This window comes from Candidatus Nitrosocosmicus sp. T, from assembly GCF_054408485.1.
In genome coordinates, this window is sequence record NZ_CP166992.1 from 1,233,923 (window position 1) to 1,259,732 (window position 25,810).

The window sequence follows — 25,810 nt, forward strand, 5'->3', positions numbered from 1 at the left end:
AAATAGAACACATAGAAATGTTCAAAGCCGGTGAATGGTTGTCAATTGCAGTTTTGGGACTAATTATTTTATTTATTTTCACGTCCATTGCTTTCTTTACTTTCCTGATCGGTCCTGAAGGGACAGGACCAACAACTACCGTTGATCCGTCCACTGCTTATATTCAATTTATTTTTATCTCACTAGCACCGGCGATTGGACTCTCATTTTTTACAAACGTATTATCTGAAGGATCACGATTATCATCGTTACTGATACTAGTATCTGGAATCTGCCTGGTATTTGGAATGATCTATGTAACGACCTTGATACCTATGATAACTGAAATCGAGTTGCCATCCTGGGTGGTCTATGCTCCTTGGGTATTTTCCATTTTTGGTATACTTTTGATAGCAATTGGTTACGTAAATTACAGAAAGCGGACGTTCATGTCTCCTAGAAATAATGAGATCTGATTACTAAAAAATGGCGATATATTAGTAATGGGGTATGATAAACAATCTTCCAGTAAAAGTATTAGAACTAGTAATACAAATATCTTAAGTAGATTTGATAAGCTTAAGCTAGATAAGGAGTTCCTTCCGATTAGAATTAACAACACAAACTTAGAAGCGATTTTTTCCAAGGATAATGATTTTGATAAAGCATTAGCAATTGTAATAGGCACTAAACCAGATTTTTATAAGCAAGCCCCTCTGTTGATAGAATCAATTAGGGAGGGGTTACCTTCATTTATTATTTCTACAGGACAACACTACGATGAATTATTAGGTTATGGGATAAAAGAATTTGACTTGGAAAATTCTATCGTGTGTGATCTTCAGATACGTGGGGATTTGATGGAAAAATCTAGTGACCTAATTATGAAATTTGGGTTCTTTGGTAGGTACTTAAAAAATAGGTTCTCAGGTAATCGAATTTTACCGATTGTTCATGGGGATACCCTAGTGGCAGGAATAGCTACATTGTCTTGGGTGTTTGGACTAGGACAAAAGGTGGGACAAAATGAGGCTGGGCTTAGGTCAATGAGTCCTAGCATAATCAAGGATATAAAGATGAATGTAAATCCAAGCCGATCTGCTGTAGAAAAATTTATTACCGATCAATTATCCTCATCATGGTTTCTAACAAGGGAGGAGCCTTTTCCAGAACAAATTGATACTTGGGTATGTTCTTCAGGAACAAAGTTTTTTTTTGTTCCTACTAAAATAAACAAAGAGCATTTACTCAGAGAAGGATATCCAGAAGAAGATATACATGTAGTCGGGAATTCGGTTGTAGATGCTATTGGTATCAAAAGGATGAATAAGCCTGAGAATAGCATTTTTGAATTGTTTCCCAAATTGGAATCCGGAAACTGGATAAGAATGGATATTCATCGTAGGGAAAATCTGACAAATCATAGGTTTAATGCTATCATAGGTGGATTAACTGATTTGATCAAAAATTCTGAATTTAAAGTGGTTTTGGTCTTATTGAACGCTACCAAGTCTGCGTTAAATAGATTTGATCTTTACCATACGCTTAAAGACCTGCAGAGTGCTTATCCGGAAAAGTTTATGATGACTGATTTATGGAAAGAGTACGGCCATGTTGTAGAATTCTTGGACAGTGGAAAATGTTGGGCCGAGATTACTGACTCTGGATCCTTGCAAGAAGAGTTATTGTATTTCCCAAAAGTCAGCTCCTTTACTGTTAGATTCAATACCGATCGGCCTGAAACGGTCTTTGATGCGAGAGGAAATCTTCTAATTCCTCCAATAAACCGAATGTGGTTGCCAAAAATGATAACTATGATCTATGAAAAAGGTGTGGATTATGGATTCGACTTTAAAAAGAAAAAACAGATCTACGGTAAACCTGGAGAGGTATCCAAGAAAATTGTAAAAATCATGAAAAAGGAATTTGAGAATAAAGAAAGTAATTTTTTTCCCTGGTTACATCAAAGATTCAACTATTGGCATGAGAAGGATGATTTTGACTATCTCTAGTTTAATCAAAAGCAAATAGTTATATAATTATGCATTGAAAATTTTTTGTGGCCTCCGATACGAAGTTCAAGATTAATCTAAAAGAAGGTCTTTTTGAACTTGAAGGAAACGAATCTTTTGTAGACAAACATTTAGAAAAGTTTGAAGAAATTTTCAAGGTTGCTATCAAGGAGGTCATTATTAATAATAAGGATAACCTGCTTAATTATACGACTGCACCCTCTCACTCAACAGTAGACAATACTCCAATCTCACTAGAGAACTTTTCTTCTCAAGAAGCAAGAAATGCCTCTTTGAAAGGTAAGAGCTTTCAAAATTCAGAAATGAATGATATTCAGACAGAATTACCGCTAACAAGCAAGTCTTCCAAGCATTCTATTCCAAAAATTTCTATTAACATCCCTCCACTTCCTGTAGATTTGAAACAAAATGAACAAAAAATTGGCCTTAGAGAATTTTATGCTGAGAAAAAACCAACAAATCACTATGAAAAAACAACTCTGTTCGTATTTTATCTAACCAAATATAATAAGCAGCAGGACGTCAAATTCGGGGAAATACTCTCATGTTATGAAGAAATCAACGAAAAAAAACCAAGTATTATTGACATTGTCAAAAATTCCATAAGATACAAAGGATGGCTTGAGCCTGGTATTGAAAAACTATCAACTCGATTAACAATTTCTGGTGAGAACTTTATCAAATTTGATTTACCAAAAAAATGAGTAAATTCTCAATCAATAGTCATAAGATAACGCTTAACTTGAGATAAATTAAGCTCGCCACCAGTCAAAGCCTACAAATCTAACAGATTTGTCCAATTGATCAACAATTGCCAAAATGAATTGCTTCTTGACCGTAGTCGCAAGCCTGCCTGCAAGCACGATATCGATGCTTGTAATGTGGTCATTTTGTTTCAATACCTTTACGAGAAAGGGTGCATGATCGATGCCGGGTCCATGAATATAAACCGCAAAGTCGCAACCAAATTTTATCCCTGGAGTAACAATATAGCCTTTGTCTCTCAAATTTTCAAATACCACATACTTGACCTCAAAATTTACATATTGTTTCTTACAAATTTTAAGGATCTGCTTTGAATCAACAATTGTGTCCGAATTCCTAAAAATTTTAAGCCGATTTTTATTACTTAAATAATATCCCTCAATTAGATCGAGTACTAACGGAGCATCAAATTCCGAATTTTTAGGTTTAGAAATACCCAAAGGCTTACCATAATATCCATCACCAAACAATGTCTGTGATTCCAGAATATTATGAATGAATATTCTATTTTCGATTAGTTGACCTGTAAACGTAGTTGTCAAATACTTAAAGCTAGTATTGTAAAAGAGTTAGAAGCCTGTTGACATTTATCGACCATCCCTTCGATACCTTCTATAGTATCCTTAAATAAGATCAGATCCTTTTGTGAAGTTATTTGAGCTAACGCTTTAATTGTCACTTCTCTATATTTTTTATCTAGTTCCATTTCTATTCTCTGGACTTCATTTGCTAATTCAATTGTGTTTTCAGGTTTTATTGTAAGTGTTCGTGACATTTCATTAATTTTGAATATAACGTTTATCATTATGTCAACCATGCTTTTTAACTCTAATTCAAAATTTTGTTTAATGATTCTAGGTTCGATGTTTGACAATCTAAAGGAGATCCCACTAATATAACCTGAAATTTCAGCAATAAGAAACGCAGTTCTCAAAAGGTCTTCTCTATATGTCATTAAGCTTCCAATGGCTATTACTTCTTTAGTAATTTGTTTTCTTAAAACCATTATATCGTTTTCAAGAATACTCATCTTATAAGAGGACTCTTTAATTCCGTCTTTGTTATCAAGAAAAACAGCATCCATCATGACTGCTAATTCCCTAGATAAATTCAAAATCATATTTGTCTCTTCTTGTAATACTGCTATTGTTTTCCTTTTTGTCCTAATCTCTAGCTCACCGCTATACATTTATTGGTTACAAAAGCATGTCTGTTCATATAATTCTTTATTATAAAAAATGTGGGGAGTAAATCAACTACTCCAAATCTTCAGTTTAGCTGATAGTTAGTGAAGTTTTCTTTAATTTCAATAAGATCCCTTAAAACAGAACTAGCAGTTTCTACACCTCCAGCTCCTTTTCCTATTATGGTTTGTGCACCGGAATGTTCAGATTGAAAGGTAACAGCATTGAGAGTACCATTTACACATATGGGATCATCTTTGGATATTGGAATGGGCTTCACGAAAAGCTGTTCTTTGTCGCATGCGGCAATTAATTTTAACGATTTTCCTTCTCTTGTTGCCTTAATTATTTCCTCTTGATCTATATTAGTAATTCCTGTTTTGTCAACATCTTTTAATGTTACCTTGTATCCCATTATCCAGTTAGCCATTATTACTAGCTTAGCTGCCGCGTCATCTCCGTCAATATCTAAAATAGGATTAGTTTCAGCATAACCTTTCTCCTTCGCATCTTGAAGTGCTTCACTAAAATGTAATCCAGTAGCCATTTTAGTTAAGATATAATTCGTCGTCCCATTCAGAATCCCTGTAAACGATGTAATTCTATCGCCTTTTAGACAATGCTTTGCAAAATCTAATACCGGGGTGCCTCCACCGACTGTTCCGCTAAACCTTAACATAACGTTATTATATTCAGCTAGTTCAACTAAGGAAGAAAAGGATAAGGCTAATGGTCCTTTATTTACTGTAATAACATTTTTTTTAGTCCTCAATCCTGAAATAATATGGGACAACCCTGGTTCTGCCGTAGTCAGGTTGGTAGGGGTAAGTTCTAACAAGACTTCAGCATCAATATTTTCGATATAGTTATCGGCATTGAATATTGATTCAGAATACTTTGCTACTTCTCCGTATTTTTCTTTAACATTTAAGACTCTTTCCAAATCTAATCCAGTTTGAGAATGAGCAATTCCCTTGCTGTCAATGCAAGCCACAACCCTCGGTTTTATTCCATAATTCTTATATAACAACTTTGAATTAGAAATCAATAATCTCAAAAAACTCTGGCCTACAACCCCCATTCCACACACTATTATTCTCATCAGAATTATCCTTTTATCATTATAATTCGAGAATATAATAAAATTTGTATTAGAAATTGATTCCATTAACTAGGGAAAGATTGACATGAAAATATAATCCGCCCTAATACATTAATAAATGAATTTCAAGGTTCATTAATTATGACGTTATCTGTAGACGGCATTGATAATGAAAGAGAAAAAGGAAACGAAAATAATAACACAATTAACGCAGAAAACAATCACTTTGATGTTGCAATAATCGGTTCTGGACCAGCCGGATATACGGCATCCATCTATACGTCAAGAGCAAAATTAAGGACCATAGTAATCTCAGGAAGTTTACCTGGTGGACAGTTGATGACTACTACGGAGGTTGAAAATTTTCCGGGATTTCCAAGTGGTATAAATGGACCCGAGTTGATGACTTATATGCAACAACAATCAGAGAGATTTGGAACTACCATGCTCATTGACGAGGTCACAAGAGTCGATTTTGGAACTAGACCATTTAGAATTTATACTGGCTCCTCGACTTACACTTCCGATTCCGTATTAATTAGTACAGGCGCTACACCTAGAAAATTAGGAATTAAGAGCGAACAAGAATTTTCTGGAAGGGGCCTATCTTATTGTGCGACCTGTGATGGACCTTTTTTCAAGAATCAAGATATAGTAGTTGTAGGCGGAGGAGATACTGCATTGGAAGAAGCAACATTTTTAACAAAATTTGGTAAAACAGTAAAGGTCATCCATAGACGGGCGGAACTACGTGCAAGTAAAATTCTACAAGAACGTGCCTTTGAGAATCCGAAAATCGAATTCATTTGGAATTCATCGATTATAGATGTCAAAGGTGACAAAAAAGTGTCATCCGTAGTGGTAAAGAACATCGATACCTCTGAAGAAAAAAATTTAGAGGCCGGTGGCATTTTTGTAGCAATAGGACATGAACCAAATACGACTATTTTCAAGGGGCAAGTGGACCTGGATGAAAAGGGATACATAATATTGCAGAATCGCACCAGAACAAATATCGAAGGTGTTTTCGCCGCAGGTGATGTTCATGATTTTAGATATAGACAAGCAATTACTGCTGCAGGCTTTGGTTGTATGGCGGCTCTAGACATTGAAAAATGGTTATCTGAAGCAAGAAGTAAATAGAAAAAACCTTTCTATCTTAATTTTTATACTTAAAAAAATAAAAATTAGTTAGAAATTATCTCTATCTGTTGTTATTGATATACTAGTTTTGGCAAAAAGCTATTATTTTTCAGATAGTTTTCAAATTCATCCTCTGTAAATACTGATTGCTCTTTGTACAAACTTTTAAATTTGCGACCATCGTCAGCGAAGATGCCTACAAATACCTGATCTTTGCCAGTATTTTTGCGCGCCTTATCTAACATACTAGCCAGAACAGAACCAGAAGAGGGACCAACCAGCATGTGCTCATTTGACGCGATTTGTTTTACCATTTGGAATGATTTGTCGTTTGTTGCCGTATACCAGTCGTCCACAACTTCCTCTCGTCTCAGGAAAAGTTCGGGTTTAGCAGATTCTTCAAAGTTTCTTAACCCTTGGAGAAGATGATTTCTTTGTGCTTGAATAGCAACTACATGGATTTCATCGTTCTTTTCTTTTAGGAATTTTCCGGTTCCAGTAACAGTCCCTCCAGTTCCAGCACCTGTAAAAAAATGAGTTATTTTTCCGTTTGTCTGTTCCCATATTTCAGGCCCAGTACTTTGAAAATGAGAGAGATAATTAGCATCATTTTCATACTGATTGGGCATATAATAAATGTCTGGTCTAGGTTTAGAAATTGCATAAGCTAGGGCGATGCTCTGGTCCGTGCCTGCACCCACTCGGGGACACAAATCATCCGATGTCTCATGTAGAGTTGCACCCAGTTTTCTAAGAATTTCTTTGGTTTCTTTACTCACTTTTTCAGGAATTACAATCTCCACTTTGTATCCTAAATAAGATGCAATTCCAGCTAGGGCAATGCCGGTGTTTCCTGATGTAGGTTCAATAATTATACTTTTACCTTTTCTAAGAATCTTTTTTTCCTCTGCATTTTTTATCATCCAATACGCTGCCCTATCTTTTACTGATCCAAACGGATTATACCATTCAAGTTTTGCATATATCTTCACATTCTCAGTGGAAAAGCTTTTCAAATGAACCAATGGTGTATTTCCTATTCTTTCAGTTATATTGTCAGTTGCTGGATAAGTGGTAGAAGTCGTCATGTTACTTTGCCTTTTTAATAGTAAATTCTAAATCATTATTTGATTTGTTTAAAGATAATAATTCATGACCATTTCTGTTAACCCATCTAGAAATGTCTTCTTCAGAATCTGGATCATCAGAAACTACTTTTAATAAATCACCTTTGGTCATACGTTCAATTTCAATTTTAGTTCTAAAAACTGGTTCAGGACAATAAAGGCCCCTTACGTCAATTGTTTTCATACCGGACTTTATGTTCTCGTCAGAATTAGAAGACATAGTCAAATAAAAGCATTTATTCTTAATTAAATGTTTTTGCATAATATACTAGGCATTATTTATTGATTTCAGTTTCTAATAGACTTTAATATCAAATTATGCTCAACCGGGCACTTTATTTTTTTTGCGATGGCTGTTTGCTTAACAGCGCTATTAATCGAGTTGCATTACCTGAAATTGATTTGCGTTTATAAAGTCATATTACGAAGGATGGAAATAAATAGACTATTCCTTTCAATATCTTAATATTATGTATGGACAAGGAGAATGATTTGTGTTATGCTTGTTATATTTGACGTAGAAGGTGTACTACTAAACGCAGAATATCTACCAGTTTTGGCAAGTTTGTTTGGTCCAGAAAAGGAAAAGGAAATTTGGGATATAACTAACAAAGGTATCCGTGGCGAAATTAATTGGGAAGAGGGTTTAAGAGAAAGGGTCCATGCATTAAGAGGTGTAGAATATCATCGAGCCTCCAATATCGCCCAGAATTTGGAGATAATGCCAGGTGCTAGAGAATTGTGTTCCTTTTTAAAAAGTCTTGGTTGGAAGTTAGTGGCCGTTTCTGGAGGGTTTACCATAATAACAGATAGACTATATTCAGAACTAAATATTGATAAAATATTTTCTAATGATCTTATTTTTAAGGACAACAAACTTGTTGACGTTACCATAAAAGTTACATCAGACAAATCTGCTTCAGTTAGATCGTATGTAGAAGAGAATAGATTTTCGAAGGAGGAAATCATAGTAGTGGTAGATGGTGCTAACGATTTAAAATTATTTAATTTATCTTCGTTTACGGTTGGATTTTGTGCAGTTGACGTAATCCGTGACAAGGCAGATATAGTTATTGATAAGAAAGATTTATCATTGCTGATTCCTATAATAAAAGAGAAATTTAAGATAAAGATCAATTCGTAAAGAGAAAAGAATACGTGTATCTTTTTTTTGATTAGCATCATCCCAATAAAGATTAATAAGAATATTGAAGCAAACGATGATCTTACAAAGTTGATTCTTGAATCATTGCGATTGAACAACATCCAGATTCATGATAGTGATATAATCGTAGTTGCCCAAAAAATAGTATCAAAATCTGAAAACCGATTAAGAAATTTGAGGAACATTATTCCCTCTCCAAAAGCGATTCAATTGGCTCAGTTTCACGATAAGGATCCTCGATTGATCGAATTGATCTTAAGTGAAGCCACAAAGATTTTACGAATTACGCAGAAACATTTGATTGTTGAGACTAGGCATGGGTTTGTTTGCGCTAATGCAGGAATTGATCAAAGTAATGTCTCTGAAGATTCGCAACTAGTTCTTTTATTACCTGAGAACCCTGATATTTCCGCGAGAAACATACGAAAATCGATTTACGAAGTTTCGGGGAAAAAAGTATCCGTAATCATAACCGATACCTTTGGCAGACCTTTCAGATTGGGTCAAACTAACATTGCAATCGGAGTAGCCGGAATTAATCCGTTGAAAAGTTACGTGGGGATGGATGACGAATACGGGAAAAAATTGTTGGTAACAGAAATTGCTATAGCAGATGAAATAGCGTCAGCCGCCGAACTTGTAATGGGAAAGACCTTAAAGATTCCAGCGGCTATCGTAAGAGGCCTCAGTTATGAAATGGCATCATTTAGTGACGAGTATAAAATCCGCATAAACGCATTATTGAGAAGTGAACATGACGATTTATTTAGGAACCCCAACAACATACCCCATTACTCTAAATGAATTAATCAAAGATTGCAAAATAATTTATTCCCAATTCTTTTAACTCATCCTAATGGATGATATCATTGAAGGTATATTAAATAAGAATAAAAGAATTATTGCACAATCCATTTCAAAAATCGATGACGAGGATCCATTATCAAAGGAGATATTAAAAAAAATTTATCCAAGAACTGGAAAAGCAATAACAATAGGATTTACAGGTCCTGCTGGTGCAGGCAAGAGTACCCTTATTGGAAAATTAATTTCTTATTTTAAGGATTTTGGTTTCAGGATATCTGTATTGGCTGTAGATCCTACTAGTGCTGTTTCAGGCGGGGCTATTCTTGGTGACAGAGTCCGCATGCCTACTACGATGGATGATGACGACATTTTCATGAGAAGTCTCGGTTCAAGGGGAGCATCTGGAGGAATTTCTAAATCTCTAAGAAATATAATTAGAATTTTAGATGCAGCTGGTTATGATTTAATCATAGTAGAAAGTGTGGGGGCTGGCCAACTAGAAATCGAAATTTCAAATGTCGTAAATTTAACAGTTGTAATATTTAATCCTAATACTGGAGACAATGTACAAGCTGTAAAGGCAGGATTGACCGAGATTGGAGATGTATACATTGTGAATAAGTCAGATATAGAGGGGTCCACTACATTATACCTAACTCTTCTCGATTTGATAGGTGAGTTGCCGAGAAAACCCTTAATTTTTAAAGTGTCAGCTCATTCAGGAGAAGGATTAGAGGATTTGTCAAAAAAATTAATAGATTTGATCAATACAGACGACTGGATCTCAAAAAAGAAAATAAAGGAAAGGGAGGATTTGAAAACCGAACTGAAATTGATGGTAATAGATGAAGTGAGGGAAAAGTCATTGCAGCTGCTGAACTCAAAAAATCTTCAGATAGAAAAATTAGTAGACTCCATGCTCAACAAATCAAAGGATCCTTATTCGGCGGCCGAAGAATTATCTTTATTAATATTTTCTATTAAATGATCTGGTATGAGCGAAGATAATAATTCAATCAAGACTGATTCAAATATTCCAGTAAAAAAATATTATACCTCTGGCGATATCAGGAAAGAAAATGAATCTGACCCAGGTACATATCCATATTTGAGGGGTATCTATCCTACCATGTACACGGAACGCCATTGGACAATGCGACAGTATAGCGGATTCGGTAGTGCTGAAGAGACAAATAACAGGTTTAAGTTCTTGCTAGGTCACGGTCAGACGGGACTATCTTTAGCCTTTGATTTACCTACTCAAACAGGAAGAGATTCTGATGATCCTCAGTCGGAAGGAGAAGTAGGGAGAACAGGAGTGGCAATAAGTTCTATAAATGATATGTTAACCTGTTTTAAAGATATCCCCCTTGATAAAGTAAGCACCTCCATGACAATTAATTCGACTGCTGCAACCCTACTTTCCTTGTACATTACTGTTGCAGAATCACAAGGTGTCTTGCCTTCCCAGATTAGAGGGACTACTCAAAACGACATTCTTAAAGAATATCACTCCAGAAATACATACATTTACCCACCGCGGCCATCACTAAGGCTTATTGGAGATATGATACAATACTGTTCAACTAATGTTCCTCAATTTTATCCAATAAGCATCTCCGGCTATCATATCCGTGAGGCAGGTTCCAATGCAATCCAAGAACTAGCCTTTACTTTTGCCGATGCTATTGAGTACATCAATACTTGTGTAGACAGAGGATTAGACATAGATAATTTTGCTCCTAGGCTTTCTTTTTTCTTTTGCTGTACTATGGAATTTTTAGAGGAGGTTGCTAAATTTAGGGCTGCCAGGGTTATTTATTCGAAGATTATCAAAGAAAGATATCATGCCAAAGATCCCAAATCTTCACACTTAAGATTCCATGTCCAAACTAGTGGTGAATCCTTAACTGCACAACAAGTTGATAATAATATCATCCGAGTTACAACTGAAGCATTGGCTGCGGTTTTGGGAGGCTGCCAATCTTTACATACTAATTCCAGAGATGAGGCACTAGCTTTACCTACTGAAGAGTCTGTTAAAATTGCCCTGCGTACGCAACAGGTTCTGGCCTACGAAACTGGCGTTACAAAAACAGTGGACCCATTAGCGGGATCTTATTATGTAGAATATTTGACTGAGCAAATTATAGAAGGAGTTAATTCATACCTTGACCGAATAGACAAGATGGGTGGGGCATTGGCAGCAATTGAACGAAACTTTTTCCAAGAAGAGATTAGAAAAAATGCATATTCACTTAAGAAAGAAATCGACAGCAATAAAAGAACAATTGTCGGAGTAAACAAGTTTACTGACCAACATAACGTGGAGCCAAAGTTGGCTATAGTTGACCCTCAATTGGAAATAAAGCAAATAGAGAGGTTAAAGGAATTTAAAAGGTCTAGAGATAATATTAAGGTCCAACATCAGATTTCGTCCTTGTTGACTGCTTCCGAAAAACAAGATACGAATTTGATGCCATATTTAATATCTTGTGTTAAAAACAAGGTGACCCTTGGTGAAATAAATAGCACCTTTAAAGAAATATTTGGGACATATGTTCCAAAAATCTCTTTCTAATTATTTATTTGCCATTAATCTTTACTCTCATATAGTTTCATAGATTCTTGATTGTTACTCATTATAGTATTGAATACTCTTCTACCGATTTCAGACTTTTTATCTAATTTTAATTTGGCTTTCTTTCCAATCTGGTTGCTAATCAGTAGGTCATCTTCTAAAAATAGATTGACCTTTTTTCCAATGTGCATTTCATCAACTACTAGGTAAATTCTTGATCCGGATTCGGTGATATTAAATGCTATTTCATTACCAATTAGAGGAACTTTAGCTTCAACATCAATTTTTACTCCTAAAATTTTTTCTATTTCTGAAATAGTTGTTCCTCCTCTTCCAATTATCCTGGGAATCACCTCTTTATTGACTTTAATTCTTATCTTATCAGGGGAGATTATCTGGATTTCAGCTCTGGGGTCAAACTTACCTATAACTTCTCTTATTTTGGATTCTGCTAGTTTATTAATCCTGCTACTTCTTTCTCTATCGGCTTTTTTATCGATATTTTTTAAAGGTATGATTATGTTTTCTTCCCCATACGAGTAAATTTCATATTCCGTCTCCTTTGAAAAGAAGTCTCTAATCTCAACTACAGGTCTAGCAAGATCTTGCTCCACCATTCCGGCAGGGACTTTAACCGTTAAATTCAATTCGTATATTTTTTCAATTTCGCCTCCGTGAATAAATATTACTGTGTCTATTACATGAGGTATCATTCCTAATTCTATCTTGCCAATAAAGCGTTGAATGGCATCCAATGCTTCATTTGCATGTATCACTCCTATCATTCCAATACCGGTAAGTCTCAGGTCTGCAAATAGTTCAAAATCCTTTATCCGCCTCACTTCATCAAAGATGGTAAAGTCTGGTCTTACAAGTAACAAAATGTCGGCAACTCTTTCATAACCGTTTTTAAAAGAACCATACTGGATCACATTCTCTGGAACCTGCAAATCCCTAGGTGACTCTAGGGTCTTGACGAGTTTATTATTTTGTACATAATGTTCGGCGATACTGCTTGCAAATGTGCTTTTTCCAGACCCCGGTCTACCTGCTATTAGAATTCCTTCTGCTTCTTTTGACAATCTATTTATTAAATTTGTATCCAGTTGATAGTCTTGCAAGGTCAATTTCTTGATAGGTCGGACTGCAGTAATTTCTATCTTATTTGACACGGGAGGTTGAGTTATGACAATTCTCAAATTCTTGTACATTATTACATAACATCCGTCAAACGAAATTTCTATATTTGATATTTTTTTATTATTTTCAGTAGAGAATAGGAAATTCATGATTTCATTTAGAGTTTGTTTATCCAGTTTATTCTCCGATATTTTCTCTAACGTAAAATCTCCTGGTGTGCCTTTCTTTGCCAACGGCTCTACTCCTTCTATCAAATGAACGCTCATAGATTTATCGTCAAAGTAATTTTCTATATTAAATGATGCTGAGACTGGAGAGCGAATATGAACACTTGATATTCCAGTAGCGTTGGCAGTTAAATGTTGAATATAATCGGCAGTAAATAGTGTGGCATTTTCTTTTTCAGCTATTTCTGTAATAAGGGCATCAATCCTACCATTTTTGGCTAATTTTATATCTTCTAAATTAGGTTTTTCGCCATAAATTCTCACTAAAATATTATTTTCATTACTTTTTTCTCTAATCTTACTTAGTTCTGCGAGTCCTATGAATCCATGTTCCCTTTGTTTACAAGCCTGCGACTGGAGTTCATCAATCGCAGCGCGAGGAATTATTATCTCAAAACTTTCATCAATATCTTTATTATCAATTTTCTGACTTATATCGCCGTCTATTATAATACTGGTATCTAAAACAATTTTTTTTTTCAAATTAACTATAACCAGATCAATCATCAGATTCTTAAAAAAGGTTACTAGGCGAAAGATTTCTTACATAGCTTATAATAACTAGAATTGCTTCGAACGCTGTCTTAGCAGACTATGATTAAATTATATTAATGAAATTCCATAGTACATCAGTTTAATTGAGTAAATTGGAGTTGAAAAATATAACTAAATCCTTTTCAGTAAATTCATCTTCAGGAGAAAGAAAAAGGGTTTTAGCCATAGATAATGTAAGTTTATCAATCGAAGAAGGACAGTTCGTATGTTTTGTAGGTCCGTCTGGCTGTGGTAAATCTACTTTACTTAATATTATTGCAGGTTTAGATAAGCCAACGGAAGGAAAATTGATTCTTAATGGACAGTCGGTGTTTGAAACTGGGCCTGATCGAATTATGGTCTTTCAAGAGAATGCTTTATTTCCATGGCTGACTGTTATCGATAATGTTGAATTCGGATTAAAAATGGTTGGAGTAGAAAAAGAAAAACGAAACAAAATTGCATTACACTACCTTGAAATGATGGATTTGGGTAAATTCTCAAAATCTTATACTTATCAGCTTTCAGGAGGTATGAAACAGAGGGTGGCTATAGCTCGCGCTTTAGTAATGGACCCTGACGTGCTGCTAATGGATGAACCCTTCGCTGCGCTTGACTCACAGACTCGTGATCTCCTACTGGTCGAACTTCAATTGATATGGGCTAAGACGAGAAAGACAATAATATTTGTAACTCATAATATATCGGAATCAATATGCCTCGGAGACAGGGTTGTGGTATTCACAAAGAGACCCGCTCGCGTTAAGAAGGAGATTCAAGTTGACTATAGAAGACCCAGATTAACCGAAGATTCTAATCTATTTGAGTATAATCGCCTTGTCCTTGATGAATTAAGGAGTGAAATAACACAACACAAAAGATCAATATAATTAAATTTTTGCAAAAGCTATTTTCTTCAAAACCTCTATTCCTTCATCAAAACTGTTAGGGGAGGTAATTAGGATATGATCCGTTTCCTCATAAATTTCCCTTAAGAATCCTAGAAAGTCATCTTGATACTCACTCCAGTCCAAACCTATCATAGCAGCAGCCCTTTCATTCTTGATCGAAGGTACCATAACGCAAGGGATAAGTTGGATTTGATTGGGTTTTATGAGATCTTTTAAATACCTGATCTCTTGGATTGAATTTATTGATTGTGTGATAAACCTGTGGGGCTTTGAATTTACCTTTTTCTGGAATGCTATATGGTTTGAAATCTGGTTTGGTATGGATAAATCAAGATCTATTAAATTATCAAATCCAGTTGAAGTTAAAAGCCTAACTACATCTGTTGGTTTTGAAAGAGATGATTTTGTTTCTGATTCTTCAAATGCAGGTTTGTCGCCTTGGACAAATAAAAGTCCCCTAATTTTCAATATTACAGCATCCGTTACCATCTGTATAATAGAATTCATATTCCTATCTCTTGTCCTAATACTACAACTAATATTCAACTTTGCCTCAGGCATGCTATTCATTATCATCTGAGCTGCATGAATACTTGAAAATCTGGGGACACCTAGGACAGAATCGGTTATATGGACATACTTTGTGAAAGTAGAAATAATTCTCGCCCTGTTCACAAATTTAAGTAGATCCTGACTGAGCAGTGCAATATCGATCCTATAACTATTTAGTATTTTGGGAGGATTTAACTCATAGATTATTTTCATTTTATAGTTTAGTTAAAGGAGAAAGATGACGGTAAAAAAAGGTTTTTTAGACAATAATATTATCATAGTTCGTAGTCTTGATTTCTGAAAAAGAATTCATTGAAATTATCCAGGATAAAAGCAAGACCTTATTTAATTATAAAAATATTAATTTAGGAGTAGATGAATTCAACAGAGTTCACTCAAGCGTATTAGTAATAATCCATTTTAATATTGAATATACCCCAACAGTCATATTCACAAAGAGAAGCTCAAATCTGAGGAATCATGCAGGAGAAATTTCCTTTCCGGGAGGTAGAGTTTCTGACCAAGATGGCTCTATTATAGAAACCGCAATTAGAGAGACTTTTGAAGAAATAGGTCTCCCCATTCAAAAAGAGAAAATTATTGGATGTCTCAGTCCAACAAATACCTATACAACCAAGATTGTCATCTATCCGTTCATCGTGATCCTTAATAAAATACCATTTCCCTTTGAACCTAATGAAGAAGTAGAGAAAGTAATTGAAGTACCCCTCGAAAATCTACGTGATTGTATAGCAGTCGACGAAGAGCATTCGAGCAGAGATAATGAGATGTTTAAATTTTCCGTGAATGGATATTTGATCTGGGGGGCTACCGCCAGGATATTGAAAAATCTGTTAGATTTGATATATCTTTAAAAAAACCTTTAGAGATTTAATCAATTCCACGATCAGTCAATAGACCTAAAAACTTGTTGTTAAATTCTTTTGTTGACAGCTTACCACCTATATCAATTGTCTTGATATTTTTATTGAATAATTCATCCACTGTTTTCTCTATTTTGTCTGATTGGGCCGTCAAATTACTGTCTTGGTATTTCTCACCCAACCATTCAAACATCATCTTAAGGGCAAGAATAAACGATGTGGGATTCGCCACGTTCTTGCCTGCTATATCAAAAGCAGCGCCATGAACCGGTTCAAACATTCCAAAGTCTTTCCCTATATTTGCAGCAGGAGCTAATCCAATGCTTCCGGTGATTTGTGCAGCTTCATCAGAAATAATATCTCCAAATAAATTGGTAGTTAAAATTATATCAAATCGGTTTGGATTTCTAATTAACTCCATAGCGCATGCATCCACATACATTTCCTCGAATTCAATATTGGGATATTGTTTAGCTACTTCTTTTGAAGTATCGATAAAGAGCCTATCGCTCATCCTTAACACATTGGATTTGTGAACTATTGTTACCTTCTTTTCTTTCCTAGAATTTGCAATTTCAAATGCAACTACCGCAATACGTCTGGATGCAGCCCTGCTAATCTTCCTAAGAGATATGACAGTATCATCGTCCGAATAAAATTCCCAACCCAGATATAAATCCTCAGTATTCTCCCTGACAGTAATCAAGTCAACATCGTTTGATATTGCTTGAATATTGGCATAGTTTTTAGATGGTCTTACATTAGCATACAAATCAAAATACCTCCTCAAAACGAGTACAACATCTGCAGCCGATTCTCCAACTGGAGATTTTAAACAGGCCTGAGAGTTTTTAATTCTTTCAAAGGTTTCGTCAGGCAGGGGTTTATTATACTTTAATTTAGCATTGTCACCTGCTTGTACTCTAGAAATATTAAACTTTAGAGATGTTGACTTGTCATGAATACACTCTAAAATATCATACACACAATCTGATAATTCAGGACCTATACCATCGCCATCAAGAAGTGAAATATCGTATGTAGTCATTTACATGTCTCTCAAATTCAATAATATGTTGTCATTTCGCATGCTCTCCACTTTGAATCATCTTTTTTAACATTGTTTTATTTATGGCATCTATCATAGCCTGAACAGACGCCACAACAATATCTTCTCCTGATTTCCTAGCAGAAATGATATTTCCTTCCTTATCCTCTACTTTTACGGATACTTCTGCTAATGCATCGGAGCCTCCAGTTATTGAATCTAGCTTATATTCTCTTATCCTGATGTTAGCAATACCGTGGGCGATAGTTTGTATGGCTTTCAATGCTGAATCGACTGGTCCGACACCAGTCTCCGACGCGATAAAATCTTTGCCATGTATGTTAAGTTTAACAACCGCGGTTGGAATAATATGCAGTCCAGTAACTATGTGAAAATCATTCAATTTAAAACTTTCATCGAATGTCTTGTTCTTTAAGACCTCTGAAGCTATAGATAGCAAATCAGATGTTGTTATAGATTTTCCGCTATCTGCAATTGATTTCTGCTTATCTACAATTTCCTTCAGCTGGATATCTGAAGCTGCAATTCCAAACTCGTCGAGAATTGCTTTGATTCCATGTGCACCAGCATGTTTGCCAGCTTGCATCCACCTCTTTCTACCGACTAATTCAGGGCTTATTGGTTCGTAAGTCAAAGGATTATTGATAATCCCATGTGTATGTATACCTGATTCATGCCCAAAGGCGTTCTCCCCGATTATAGCCTTATTGGGTTGCACTATAATTCCCAATGCACTAGAAACAAACTTTGAAACATCATACAATTGTTCGGTTTTGATATTATGAGGTATCTGATAGAGACATTGACATGCCATTACCAATTCTTCTAATGCCGCGTTTCCTGCTCTCTCACCTAGTCCGTTTATGGTCACATGAGCGCAAGCCGCACCTGCCTGGAATCCGGCTATGGAATTTGCAACAGCCAATCCAAAATCATTATGACAATGTACACTAACAGGTAAGCCCGTCATCTCTGCTACACTTGCAACTAGTTTTGACATATACTGCGGTGTTGAATAGCCCACCGTGTCAGGAATATCAATCCTATCGGCGCCAGCCTCTGCAACTGATTTGAATACCTTATTCAAAAATTCAAAGTCTGATCTAGTAGCATCTTCTGCTGAAAATTCCACAACTAGTCCATGTTTTTTTGCATATTCCACTGCATAAATTGCTTTTTCCAGTACCTGTTCTCTAGTCATCTTTAATTTGTACTGTAAATGTATATCCGATGTTGCAATAAATGTATGAATATACTTTAAATCACTTTTGATTGCAATATCAATGTCATTTTGGGTGGTACGTGCTAAACCACATACTTCGGCTTTTAATCCTTGATTCATTATTTTTTTTATAGCTTGCACTTCGCCTGGTGAGACTACAGGAAAACCAGCCTCAATTGTATCTACTCCCAACTCATCTAACTTCATGGCTATTTCTAATTTTTGATCAGGAGAAACTGTTACTCCAGGTGTTTGCTCACCGTCTCTCAAGGTAGTATCAAAAATTCTGATTTTCTTCTTGTGATCAGAGGTCGTCATTCACAGCTCCCCTTGGTAAAGCAGAAACACCTGTTCTGGCCACTTGGATTATACCATAACTTGAAACAAGATTCTTGAATGCATCTATCTTATCTGGAGTTCCTATTATTTCCACTGTAATAGTTTCATTACTAATGTCCATAATATTACCCCTATATATAGAAGCAAAATTTGCAATTTCTATCCTTGTAGTTGGATCTTTGGCGTTCATCTTGATCAGGGCCAACTCCCTGTATACAGCGTTCTCCTTGTTTAATACATTTATCTGTATAACATCAATTAACTTTTGTAATTGTTTAACTAATTGCTCGAATGTCTTAACGTCAGATACCGTAGTAATGGTCATCCTTGATAAATCAGGTTTTTCGGTTATACCCACAGTAATACTTTCGATATTAAAATTCCGGGACCTAAACAGATTAGTGATTCTAAAAAGGACTCCAGGTTTATTTTCGACAATGACTGAAAGAATATACATTTTGTTTTCGTTGTCATCATCAAAAATGGAGTTTCTATTTTTTTGCATACCCTGTCATGCTCCAATAATCATGTCTTTGAGCCCAGTTCCAGGAGCTACAAACGGGTATACATCTTCGTCCGGATCTATAGGAATGTCGATTACAGTAGCAATATCTGATTTAACGGCAACTTTAAGGGCCTTGTCTAATTCATCCATTGAACTCACCCTATATGCTTGAGCACCATAAGATTCTGCCAATTTGCAGTAGTCAGGACAATTCTTTTGATGTACGCCACTATACCTCCTATTATAAAATGTTCTCTGCCATTGAGCAACCATCCCTAACATTTGATTATTAAGCAAGAACACAATGACCGGTAATTCTTCTAATACTGAAACTGCAAGGGAATTTTCAGTCATATTAAATGAACCATCCCCTGCAATATCCACTACTGGTACATCATTTCTAGCTGCTTTCGCTCCTATTGAGGCTGGAAAACCAAAACCCATTGTACCTAAACCGGTAGAGCTAAAAAATGTGCCAGGAGAAATGACATCAAAGTGCAACGACGCCCACATCTGACACTGTCCGACCTCAGTTGTTACAATTCCGTCTGCAGGTAAAATCTCTCGTAACTTCTTTAATGCTTTTTTAGCTGTAATTTCTCGAGAATAATCCTTGATACTATCCTCATAATAATTAACTAATTCCCTTTTTCTACCTAACCATAATTTGGAAATTTCTTCGTTGGTTTTGAAAGTCTTTGGGATTAACTTTATTAGACTCCTTAATGAGGATTTAACGTCACCAACTACTGCGGCATTCACGGACTTGTTTTTACCAATTTCGGCTGGATCAACATCAAAATGTATAACATTAATATCCTTTCCGAATTCGTCAAATCTCCCTACAGTCCTATCAGAAAACCTAGCTCCTATTGCAAGTATGCAATCTGCCTCTAATACCATTTTATTGGCTTCTGCATGCCCATGCATACCTATCGGACCAAGTGCCAACGGATGATTTTCTGGAAATGCTCCCTTACCTTTGAAAGTGCTTACCACGGGTATGGAAAGTAGTTCGGCTAATGTTTGCAATTCAGAGAATGCACCAGAGAGGATTACTCCTCCACCAGCCATTATGATTGGCTTTTCAGCCTTAAGTATCATTTCACAGGCCTTATTTATCTCCGATAGATCTGCATCCACTATAGGGTTATATCCTCTAACTTTGATATATTCTGGAAATTCCATCTTTGTAACTTGTTGTTGCACATCTTTGGGAATATCTAATAATACTGGACCAGGTCTGCCACTTTCTGCTATGTAAAATGATTTTTTAACCATTTCGGGTATTTCGCTTGAGACTCTTGGCTGAAATGCATATTTAGTACATGGATTAGTAACGCCAATAATGTCTGTCTCCTGAAAAGCGTCTTTGCCGATCATAGGTAGAGCAACTTGACCAGTCACTGCAATAATAGGCGATGAATCTGCATATGCTGTGGCTATACCGGTAACAAGATTTGTTGCACCCGGACCTGATGTTGCGAAACATACTCCTGCCTTCCTCTTGATCCGGGCATAACCATCCGCCATATGCGCTGCGGACTGCTCATGTCGGACCAAAATATGTCTAATTTTGGAATCTACCAAAGCATCGTATATCGGCAAATTTGCTCCGCCAGGTAGGCCGAATATATACTCCACCTTTTCTTTTTCTAACGCGGTCATTAAGGCCGCGGCACCAGACATTTCACTCATGATTAATACAATTCCTATTGATAAAACCTAAAATTATAATAGTAAAAAACCTTTAACAAGAAATATTTTTCTATTTGCGATATCACAATTTGTTGTCTTAATTAATCCCATTCATTATTTATAAACAAAGTTAATTTATAAATTTTTTTTCTGACATCAAAAACATATCCTCGCTTACTGGTTGTATATTTAACATATTAAATTGACGTTGTTTAATTGCCTGATTTGTTTCTAATTTCCTTTGTCATGGGGAGCATGCTTCTATATTGATCATATGCCTCTTTGACCGTTGAATTTTCATGCACAATAGCTCTTACTGCCTTTATCATTGCTACTGGATTATCCGATTGCCAGATATTTCTGCCCATATCCACTCCTGAAGCTCCATCTTTAATTGCATCAAAGGTCAATTGTAGTGCATCCCTCTCTGCCAACTTTTTTCCGCCTGCAATAATAACAGGAACAGGACACCCTTCGACGACTTTATTAAAATCAGGGCAATGATAAGTTTTTACCACATGAGCTCCGAGTTCTGATGCAATTCGACAAGCTAAACCTAAATAACGAGAATCTCTTGCCATTTCTTTACCAACTGCCGTAACTGCCAAAACAGGGATCCCATATTTTTCACCCTCATCAACTAGTTTTGAAAGATTCTTTAAAGTTTGAAATTCATATTTACTCCCAACGAATATAGATAATGCAAGACATGATGCATTTAGTCTAATAGCCTCTTCTATAGAGGTAACTATAGACTCTTTTGAAAGGTCTTCTCCAATTATGCTGGAACCTCCTGACACTCTTAATACAACCGGTGTGTTACTTTCAGGAATTACAGATGTTCTTAGAACACCACGTGTAAGCATTAACGAATCTGCATAATTTAATAATGGACCAATGGTTTCCCTTGGCTTTTCAAGTCTCTCGGTGGGACCTAAAAAATAGCCATGGTCTACCGCCAGCATCACACAACGACCATTACCGGGCTTTATTATTCTAGAAAACCTGTTTTTCATTCCCCAATCCATTTTGAATACTTGTTGTAGTTTATCGAAACGCTATAAATATATTGATATCTATTATTCAGCTGTAATTATGATCTTCATAGCGTCTTTAGCTTGGTGAGCATGCATGAATGCCTCATAAGAATCCGTTAACGGGAACTTGTGAGTAATCAATGGTTCGAAATCTATGATATTGGATTCCATTAGAGAGATGGTTTGATGTATTTCCTTTTCAGATGCTGCATAGCTTGGTAATATCTTTAGTTCTTTTGAATATATTATATTCAAATCTACTCTTACTTCGGTATCTTTAGGAGGTACACCAAAAAGAGAAATTGTACCCCCCTTACGTGTTATTATTAAGGCTTGAATGAATGCGTTAATACTACTAGTGGAAATAATTGAAACATCTGACCCATCTTTTCCAAGAAACGCTAGTGACTTAGTTTTGAATTCACTCTCGGATATATCAGCAATATTTATGGTTTCCACATGTTTATCAATTTTCTTGGCGAAGTCTAGACGAAAACTATTTACATCGACGAGCAATATCTTTGAAGCACCAAAAAACCTTGCCAAGATCATATGCATCAAACCAGTTGGTCCGGCACCAAATATTACAATAGTATCTGCTTTCTTTAAGTTTACCTTATTTAGAGATCGCAGGCAGCATGCAATTGGCTCAATCAACGCAGCCTGATTAAAATTAACATTTTCAGGGAGTCTAATCAGTCCCCCTTTAGATAGATTCCACTGAGGTACAAGTATGTATTCGGAGAGGCCACATGGATCAATATTGCTAGATTGATATTTTTCACACATTGTGAAATCATCGTTATAACAATAATGACATGAATAACACGGTACATGATGATGAATAAACACTCTATCGCCTTTTTTGTAATCCTTAATATCAGCCCCTAATTTAGCAATCTCGCCTGCAGGTTCATGTCCAATTCTTGAAGATTTCATCCCATATTTTCCAAAAACCTTTTCTAGGTCTGATCCGCAAATACCGCATGATCTCATACGAATAAGAACTTCATTATTACCAACCTCAGGTAAATTAAGATCCCTTAATTCTACCCTATTATTTACAACCACTGCTGCCTTCATACACTATTTATGACTAGCAATGTTCAATAAAATTTTATTATTTTGAATATTTTTTTGGCTTCTTTTGAAATATTTTTTTACATCCTTCACAACAGAAATAAATTTTTTTATTATTAAAATCAAGGATCGTTGCTAGATCTTCAGTTAGTTCAATTCCACAAACAGGGTCTACTGGCACATTTAAAAAAAAAATATCTAGGTATTTATTATTTCCTAACAATTATTTCATTATTTATATTTTGGATTTATTTAATCATTAAGTCAATGTTAGTTAACCACATCTTAATTTATAACCTTAAAATTTAATGAAATTGATGTCTTGTCCGATTATTGAGATATTTTGCTACCAATGCGGAAGCAAAATTAAGCATATGATAAATATTAAACCCATAAAGGATATTCTTAGAAATACCATGAATCGATGCTCAACATGTGGCATAGAACTTAACCCTACTGATTTCACGATAGAACTAGCAAAACAATAAAGTGGTCTCACTTTAGTGTATTTAATTGACAACACACAGATAATCTTAAATTCATATCTAATTCTAACTAATATGTGTCATTTCAGAAGAAATTTTACTCGGGTTTTGCTACACCCAAGGGCACAACAGAATATATGGATTACGCTATAAAAAAGGGTGCTAATAAAGATCATTTTAGAAGTATAGAAAATCTAAAACTTTCATCTGTAGGAATGGGTACCTATCTTGGAAACCTCTCTGCACAGGACGATGACGACCTTGAAAAGTCTCTATATTACAGTATAAAAGAAGGTGGCATTAACTTAATTGATACGTCGATCAATTACAGGTCGATGCTGTCTGAGAAATGTATAGGCAGAGCCATAAACAGTTTGATTGAAGAAGAGGTCATTAATAGAGAAAGTATATTTATTTGCACCAAGAGTGGATATGTTACTAATGATGGTGATTATACCAATATAGATGTCGATACTTATTTGACCAGTATGTTTCTCAATAATAATATAATATCTCATTCCGACTTGAGTCCTTCGTATAATATTATGCATCCAGGTTATATTTCTAGATGTATTGATAAGTCGTTATGTAATATGGGAATAAATACTATTGATTTAATATATATTCATAATTCATTCGAAAGTTGGCATGATATAGTAGATAGATCTACATATCATGATATGTTGTCTCGAGTTTTCCAATTGTATGAGGAGCTGAGACAGAGAGGAAAAATTAATTTTTATGGAATGGCTACGTGGAATTGTTTTACCTCAAAAGAAAATAGTAAGGAATATCTGTCATTAAAAGAGGTCGTTGATATAGCCAAAAATGTCGGAGGTAATAACAATGGTTTCAAATTTATCCAACTACCATTTAATATGTATCTTAATCAACCCTACACATTTAGAAATCAATCTACTGAAACTTCCAATAAATTAACTCTCTTAGAAGTGGCCCAAAAATACGGAATACATGTTTTTACCAGTGTTCCTCTCTACCAAGGCAAACTTCTTCAGATAGGACTAGACAAATCTCCTCTAGATAGTCTTCCGACGGTGTCCCTTAAGCTATTACAATTTGCCCGATCGACACCGGGCATTACTGCTCCTTTAGTAGGCCAGAAGAAAAAGAGTCATACAAAAGAGAACGTTCTAATATCTAAATATGCGCCTTTAAATGAAGTTGAATATAATTCAACGATTAAATTATTGAATAAAGCTGGCCAATAAATTGAGATATCAAATTATCTACCTATCTACCTATCTACCTATCTATCTACATATTGATAACAGAAAATGATTTTTAAACTAGATATATGGTTAAGAGCCATTAGGTTCAGGTTTCTAGCCGCCTCAGCAATCGCTGTTACTACTGGACTTGCTCTGACAATATGGTATCAGCCCCAAAACCTTAGCTTGATATATTCTGCCTTAACTTATTTAGGAATTTTATGCCTTCATTCTAGTGTCGATTTGCTAAATGACTATTGGGATTTTAAGAGAGGTATAGATTTGAGGACTAAAAAAACAAAATTTAGTGGCGGCACTGGGGTTTTACCTCAAGCTTTACTAAAACCCAGTCATGTATATGCTGCAGGCATATTATTTCTTATTTTAGGATTGCTGATAGGGGGTATTTTTGTTTACTTTAAGGGGTTTGTTATCGCGATCATTCTGTTATTCGCTGTCCTGTCAATAGCTCTCTATTCAAGTAAACTGGTGAATTGGGGACTTGGGGAACTATTTGTAGGCGCTAAGGGAACTTTAATAGTGGTTGGAACGTTTTATGTACAGAACACAAGTATTACTTTAGAATCAATTGTATTAGGGATCATTATTGGTTTGTTATCTTCATTGGTTTTGTTCATAAATTCAATACCCGACATTGTTCCGGATAGACAAATGGGGCGTAAGACTTTAGCCATTATGTTGGAAAAAAGGAGCAACTTGTTCATTCTCACCTTTACAATTGGAATAATTTTAGCAGTTTATCTCTTGACGCTGTGGTTCTATTCAACTTTGATATATAGTACTTTTTCATTTATTCCTTGTATCTTGCTTATACCTTATGTAGGGCTAATGTTGTTTAGATTCAAAAATTTTCTGTACAATTTTAAACGTCTTAATGATGACTATTACATAAAAATAATGGCAAATACTGTGCTCTTTTCAAGGTTTTATGGGATTGCGCTAATTATAGGTGTCATATTTGCATTTTTACTCCAGACATAGGACAAACGAG

Annotated in this window: 26 protein-coding genes; 12 read left to right on the plus strand and 14 right to left on the minus strand. The window is 35.4% G+C overall.

Annotated elements, in window-relative coordinates; translation table 11 throughout:
- Window positions 1-38 precede the first annotated feature (38 nt).
- The 3 genes from AB0A59_RS06455 to AB0A59_RS06465 are packed head-to-tail and all read left to right on the plus strand — an operon-like array spanning window position 39 to window position 2,716.
- On the plus strand, window positions 39-455 hold the full coding sequence (locus AB0A59_RS06455) for a hypothetical protein (RefSeq protein WP_458747255.1): 417 nt from the start codon (window positions 39-41) through the stop codon (window positions 453-455).
- A 27-nt stretch (window positions 456-482) separates the two neighbouring features.
- On the plus strand, window positions 483-1,991 hold the full coding sequence (locus AB0A59_RS06460) for a UDP-N-acetylglucosamine 2-epimerase (protein WP_458747256.1): 1,509 nt from the start codon (window positions 483-485) through the stop codon (window positions 1,989-1,991).
- Between the two features lie 47 nt (window positions 1,992-2,038).
- The gene (locus tag AB0A59_RS06465) at window positions 2,039-2,716 is read left to right on the plus strand and encodes a hypothetical protein (RefSeq protein ID WP_458747257.1); all 678 of its coding nucleotides are present in this window, start codon (window positions 2,039-2,041) and stop codon (window positions 2,714-2,716) included.
- 48 nt (window positions 2,717-2,764) lie between these two features.
- Here AB0A59_RS06465 and endA read toward each other — a convergent pair whose 3' ends face one another.
- The 3 genes from endA to AB0A59_RS06480 form a co-directional block, all read right to left on the minus strand.
- Window positions 2,765-3,319: a tRNA-intron lyase gene (endA, locus tag AB0A59_RS06470; RefSeq protein ID WP_458747258.1), complete on the minus strand. Its 555-nt coding sequence runs from the start codon at window positions 3,317-3,319 to the stop codon at window positions 2,765-2,767.
- Window positions 3,316-3,966 (minus strand): DUF47 domain-containing protein, encoded by a 651-nt coding sequence (locus tag AB0A59_RS06475; RefSeq protein WP_458747259.1) that lies wholly within the window; start codon window positions 3,964-3,966, stop codon window positions 3,316-3,318. The genes endA and AB0A59_RS06475 overlap by 4 nt, the downstream gene beginning before the upstream one ends.
- An 80-nt stretch (window positions 3,967-4,046) precedes the next feature.
- A complete protein-coding gene (locus tag AB0A59_RS06480; protein ID WP_458747260.1) occupies window positions 4,047-5,063 on the minus strand; it encodes a homoserine dehydrogenase in 1,017 nt (338 codons plus the stop codon).
- Between the two features lie 141 nt (window positions 5,064-5,204).
- Between AB0A59_RS06480 and trxB the strand changes: the two genes are divergently transcribed.
- Window positions 5,205-6,206, plus strand: coding sequence for a thioredoxin-disulfide reductase (trxB, locus tag AB0A59_RS06485; protein ID WP_458747261.1), 1,002 nt, complete (start codon window positions 5,205-5,207; stop codon window positions 6,204-6,206).
- A 71-nt stretch (window positions 6,207-6,277) separates the two neighbouring features.
- Here trxB and AB0A59_RS06490 read toward each other — a convergent pair whose 3' ends face one another.
- Window positions 6,278-7,294 carry a PLP-dependent cysteine synthase family protein gene (locus AB0A59_RS06490; RefSeq protein WP_458747262.1) on the minus strand — a complete coding sequence of 339 codons (1,017 nt, stop codon included), beginning with the start codon at window positions 7,292-7,294 and terminating at the stop codon, window positions 6,278-6,280.
- 1 nt (window position 7,295) lies between these two features.
- Window positions 7,296-7,553 carry a sulfurtransferase TusA family protein gene (locus tag AB0A59_RS06495; protein WP_458747263.1) on the minus strand — a complete coding sequence of 86 codons (258 nt, stop codon included), beginning with the start codon at window positions 7,551-7,553 and terminating at the stop codon, window positions 7,296-7,298.
- Between the two features lie 279 nt (window positions 7,554-7,832).
- Here AB0A59_RS06495 and serB point away from each other — a divergent pair, with 279 nt between their 5' ends.
- The 4 genes from serB to AB0A59_RS06515 are packed head-to-tail and all read left to right on the plus strand — an operon-like array spanning window position 7,833 to window position 11,886.
- Entirely contained in the window at window positions 7,833-8,477 is a 645-nt protein-coding gene (gene serB, locus AB0A59_RS06500; protein ID WP_458747264.1) for a phosphoserine phosphatase SerB, read from the plus strand.
- A 27-nt stretch (window positions 8,478-8,504) separates the two neighbouring features.
- Window positions 8,505-9,302: a coenzyme F420-0:L-glutamate ligase gene (cofE, locus tag AB0A59_RS06505; RefSeq protein ID WP_458747265.1), complete on the plus strand. Its 798-nt coding sequence runs from the start codon at window positions 8,505-8,507 to the stop codon at window positions 9,300-9,302.
- A gap of 52 nt (window positions 9,303-9,354) precedes the next feature.
- Window positions 9,355-10,293, plus strand: coding sequence for a methylmalonyl Co-A mutase-associated GTPase MeaB (meaB, locus tag AB0A59_RS06510; RefSeq protein WP_458747266.1), 939 nt, complete (start codon window positions 9,355-9,357; stop codon window positions 10,291-10,293).
- 6 nt (window positions 10,294-10,299) lie between these two features.
- Window positions 10,300-11,886: an acyl-CoA mutase large subunit family protein gene (locus AB0A59_RS06515; protein ID WP_458747267.1), complete on the plus strand. Its 1,587-nt coding sequence runs from the start codon at window positions 10,300-10,302 to the stop codon at window positions 11,884-11,886.
- Window positions 11,887-11,900: 14 nt separating this feature from the next.
- Here the strand turns inward: AB0A59_RS06515 and AB0A59_RS06520 are convergent, their stop codons facing one another.
- Complete coding sequence (locus tag AB0A59_RS06520) at window positions 11,901-13,736, minus strand: ATPase, T2SS/T4P/T4SS family (protein WP_458747268.1); 1,836 nt, start codon at window positions 13,734-13,736, stop codon at window positions 11,901-11,903.
- A 155-nt stretch (window positions 13,737-13,891) separates the two neighbouring features.
- On the opposite strand from AB0A59_RS06520, the gene AB0A59_RS06525 reads away from it, so the two are divergent.
- Window positions 13,892-14,677: an ABC transporter ATP-binding protein gene (locus AB0A59_RS06525; protein ID WP_458747269.1), complete on the plus strand. Its 786-nt coding sequence runs from the start codon at window positions 13,892-13,894 to the stop codon at window positions 14,675-14,677.
- Here the strand turns inward: AB0A59_RS06525 and AB0A59_RS06530 are convergent, their stop codons facing one another.
- On the minus strand, window positions 14,678-15,463 hold the full coding sequence (locus tag AB0A59_RS06530; protein ID WP_458747270.1) for a methylenetetrahydrofolate reductase: 786 nt from the start codon (window positions 15,461-15,463) through the stop codon (window positions 14,678-14,680).
- A gap of 77 nt (window positions 15,464-15,540) precedes the next feature.
- Between AB0A59_RS06530 and AB0A59_RS06535 the strand changes: the two genes are divergently transcribed.
- Complete coding sequence (locus AB0A59_RS06535) at window positions 15,541-16,125, plus strand: NUDIX hydrolase (RefSeq protein WP_458747271.1); 585 nt, start codon at window positions 15,541-15,543, stop codon at window positions 16,123-16,125.
- A gap of 16 nt (window positions 16,126-16,141) precedes the next feature.
- Here the strand turns inward: AB0A59_RS06535 and AB0A59_RS06540 are convergent, their stop codons facing one another.
- From AB0A59_RS06540 to AB0A59_RS06570, 7 genes are all read right to left on the minus strand, one after another.
- Window positions 16,142-17,182, minus strand: coding sequence for an isocitrate/isopropylmalate dehydrogenase family protein (locus tag AB0A59_RS06540; RefSeq protein WP_458747272.1), 1,041 nt, complete (start codon window positions 17,180-17,182; stop codon window positions 16,142-16,144).
- Between the two features lie 31 nt (window positions 17,183-17,213).
- Complete coding sequence (locus AB0A59_RS06545) at window positions 17,214-18,743, minus strand: 2-isopropylmalate synthase (RefSeq protein ID WP_458747273.1); 1,530 nt, start codon at window positions 18,741-18,743, stop codon at window positions 17,214-17,216.
- A complete protein-coding gene (ilvN, locus tag AB0A59_RS06550; RefSeq protein ID WP_458747274.1) occupies window positions 18,730-19,269 on the minus strand; it encodes an acetolactate synthase small subunit in 540 nt (179 codons plus the stop codon). Before ilvN ends, AB0A59_RS06545 begins: the two co-directional genes overlap by 14 nt.
- A 6-nt stretch (window positions 19,270-19,275) precedes the next feature.
- On the minus strand, window positions 19,276-20,967 hold the full coding sequence (gene ilvB, locus AB0A59_RS06555) for a biosynthetic-type acetolactate synthase large subunit (protein ID WP_458747275.1): 1,692 nt from the start codon (window positions 20,965-20,967) through the stop codon (window positions 19,276-19,278).
- 212 nt (window positions 20,968-21,179) lie between these two features.
- A complete protein-coding gene (gene lsrF, locus AB0A59_RS06560; protein ID WP_458747276.1) occupies window positions 21,180-21,983 on the minus strand; it encodes a 3-hydroxy-5-phosphonooxypentane-2,4-dione thiolase in 804 nt (267 codons plus the stop codon).
- A 63-nt stretch (window positions 21,984-22,046) separates the two neighbouring features.
- On the minus strand, window positions 22,047-23,087 hold the full coding sequence (locus tag AB0A59_RS06565; protein ID WP_458747277.1) for a zinc-dependent dehydrogenase: 1,041 nt from the start codon (window positions 23,085-23,087) through the stop codon (window positions 22,047-22,049).
- Window positions 23,088-23,124: 37 nt separating this feature from the next.
- A complete protein-coding gene (locus tag AB0A59_RS06570; RefSeq protein WP_458747573.1) occupies window positions 23,125-23,265 on the minus strand; it encodes a YHS domain-containing protein in 141 nt (46 codons plus the stop codon).
- A gap of 381 nt (window positions 23,266-23,646) precedes the next feature.
- Between AB0A59_RS06570 and AB0A59_RS06575 the strand changes: the two genes are divergently transcribed.
- On the plus strand, window positions 23,647-24,798 hold the full coding sequence (locus tag AB0A59_RS06575; RefSeq protein ID WP_458747278.1) for an aldo/keto reductase: 1,152 nt from the start codon (window positions 23,647-23,649) through the stop codon (window positions 24,796-24,798).
- Window positions 24,799-24,864: 66 nt separating this feature from the next.
- Window positions 24,865-25,800, plus strand: a complete 936-nt coding sequence (locus AB0A59_RS06580) for a UbiA family prenyltransferase (protein ID WP_458747279.1) — start codon at window positions 24,865-24,867, stop codon at window positions 25,798-25,800.
- The last annotated feature ends 10 nt before the right edge of the window (window positions 25,801-25,810 follow it).

Bases quoted from the DNA above. Each gene is read 5' to 3' on its own strand.
- AB0A59_RS06515 (WP_458747267.1), top strand. From the start codon at position 10,300: ATGAGCGAAGATAATAATTCAATCAAGACTGATTCAAATATTCCAGTA.
- AB0A59_RS06490 (WP_458747262.1), bottom strand. From the start codon at position 7,294: ATGACGACTTCTACCACTTATCCAGCAACTGACAATATAACTGAAAGA.
- AB0A59_RS06530 (WP_458747270.1), bottom strand. From the start codon at position 15,463: ATGAAAATAATCTATGAGTTAAATCCTCCCAAAATACTAAATAGTTAT.
- AB0A59_RS06495 (WP_458747263.1), bottom strand. From the start codon at position 7,553: ATGTCTTCTAATTCTGACGAGAACATAAAGTCCGGTATGAAAACAATT.
- trxB (WP_458747261.1), top strand. From the start codon at position 5,205: ATGACGTTATCTGTAGACGGCATTGATAATGAAAGAGAAAAAGGAAAC.
- AB0A59_RS06580 (WP_458747279.1), top strand. From the start codon at position 24,865: ATGATTTTTAAACTAGATATATGGTTAAGAGCCATTAGGTTCAGGTTT.
- ilvN (WP_458747274.1), bottom strand. From the start codon at position 19,269: ATGCAAAAAAATAGAAACTCCATTTTTGATGATGACAACGAAAACAAA.
- lsrF (WP_458747276.1), bottom strand. From the start codon at position 21,983: ATGAAAAACAGGTTTTCTAGAATAATAAAGCCCGGTAATGGTCGTTGT.
- AB0A59_RS06565 (WP_458747277.1), bottom strand. From the start codon at position 23,087: ATGAAGGCAGCAGTGGTTGTAAATAATAGGGTAGAATTAAGGGATCTT.
- AB0A59_RS06460 (WP_458747256.1), top strand. From the start codon at position 483: ATGGGGTATGATAAACAATCTTCCAGTAAAAGTATTAGAACTAGTAAT.
- AB0A59_RS06545 (WP_458747273.1), bottom strand. From the start codon at position 18,743: ATGACGACCTCTGATCACAAGAAGAAAATCAGAATTTTTGATACTACC.
- meaB (WP_458747266.1), top strand. From the start codon at position 9,355: ATGGATGATATCATTGAAGGTATATTAAATAAGAATAAAAGAATTATT.
- ilvB (WP_458747275.1), bottom strand. From the start codon at position 20,967: ATGAGTGAAATGTCTGGTGCCGCGGCCTTAATGACCGCGTTAGAAAAA.
- AB0A59_RS06475 (WP_458747259.1), bottom strand. From the start codon at position 3,966: ATGTATAGCGGTGAGCTAGAGATTAGGACAAAAAGGAAAACAATAGCA.
- AB0A59_RS06480 (WP_458747260.1), bottom strand. From the start codon at position 5,063: ATGAGAATAATAGTGTGTGGAATGGGGGTTGTAGGCCAGAGTTTTTTG.
- AB0A59_RS06540 (WP_458747272.1), bottom strand. From the start codon at position 17,182: ATGACTACATACGATATTTCACTTCTTGATGGCGATGGTATAGGTCCT.
- serB (WP_458747264.1), top strand. From the start codon at position 7,833: ATGCTTGTTATATTTGACGTAGAAGGTGTACTACTAAACGCAGAATAT.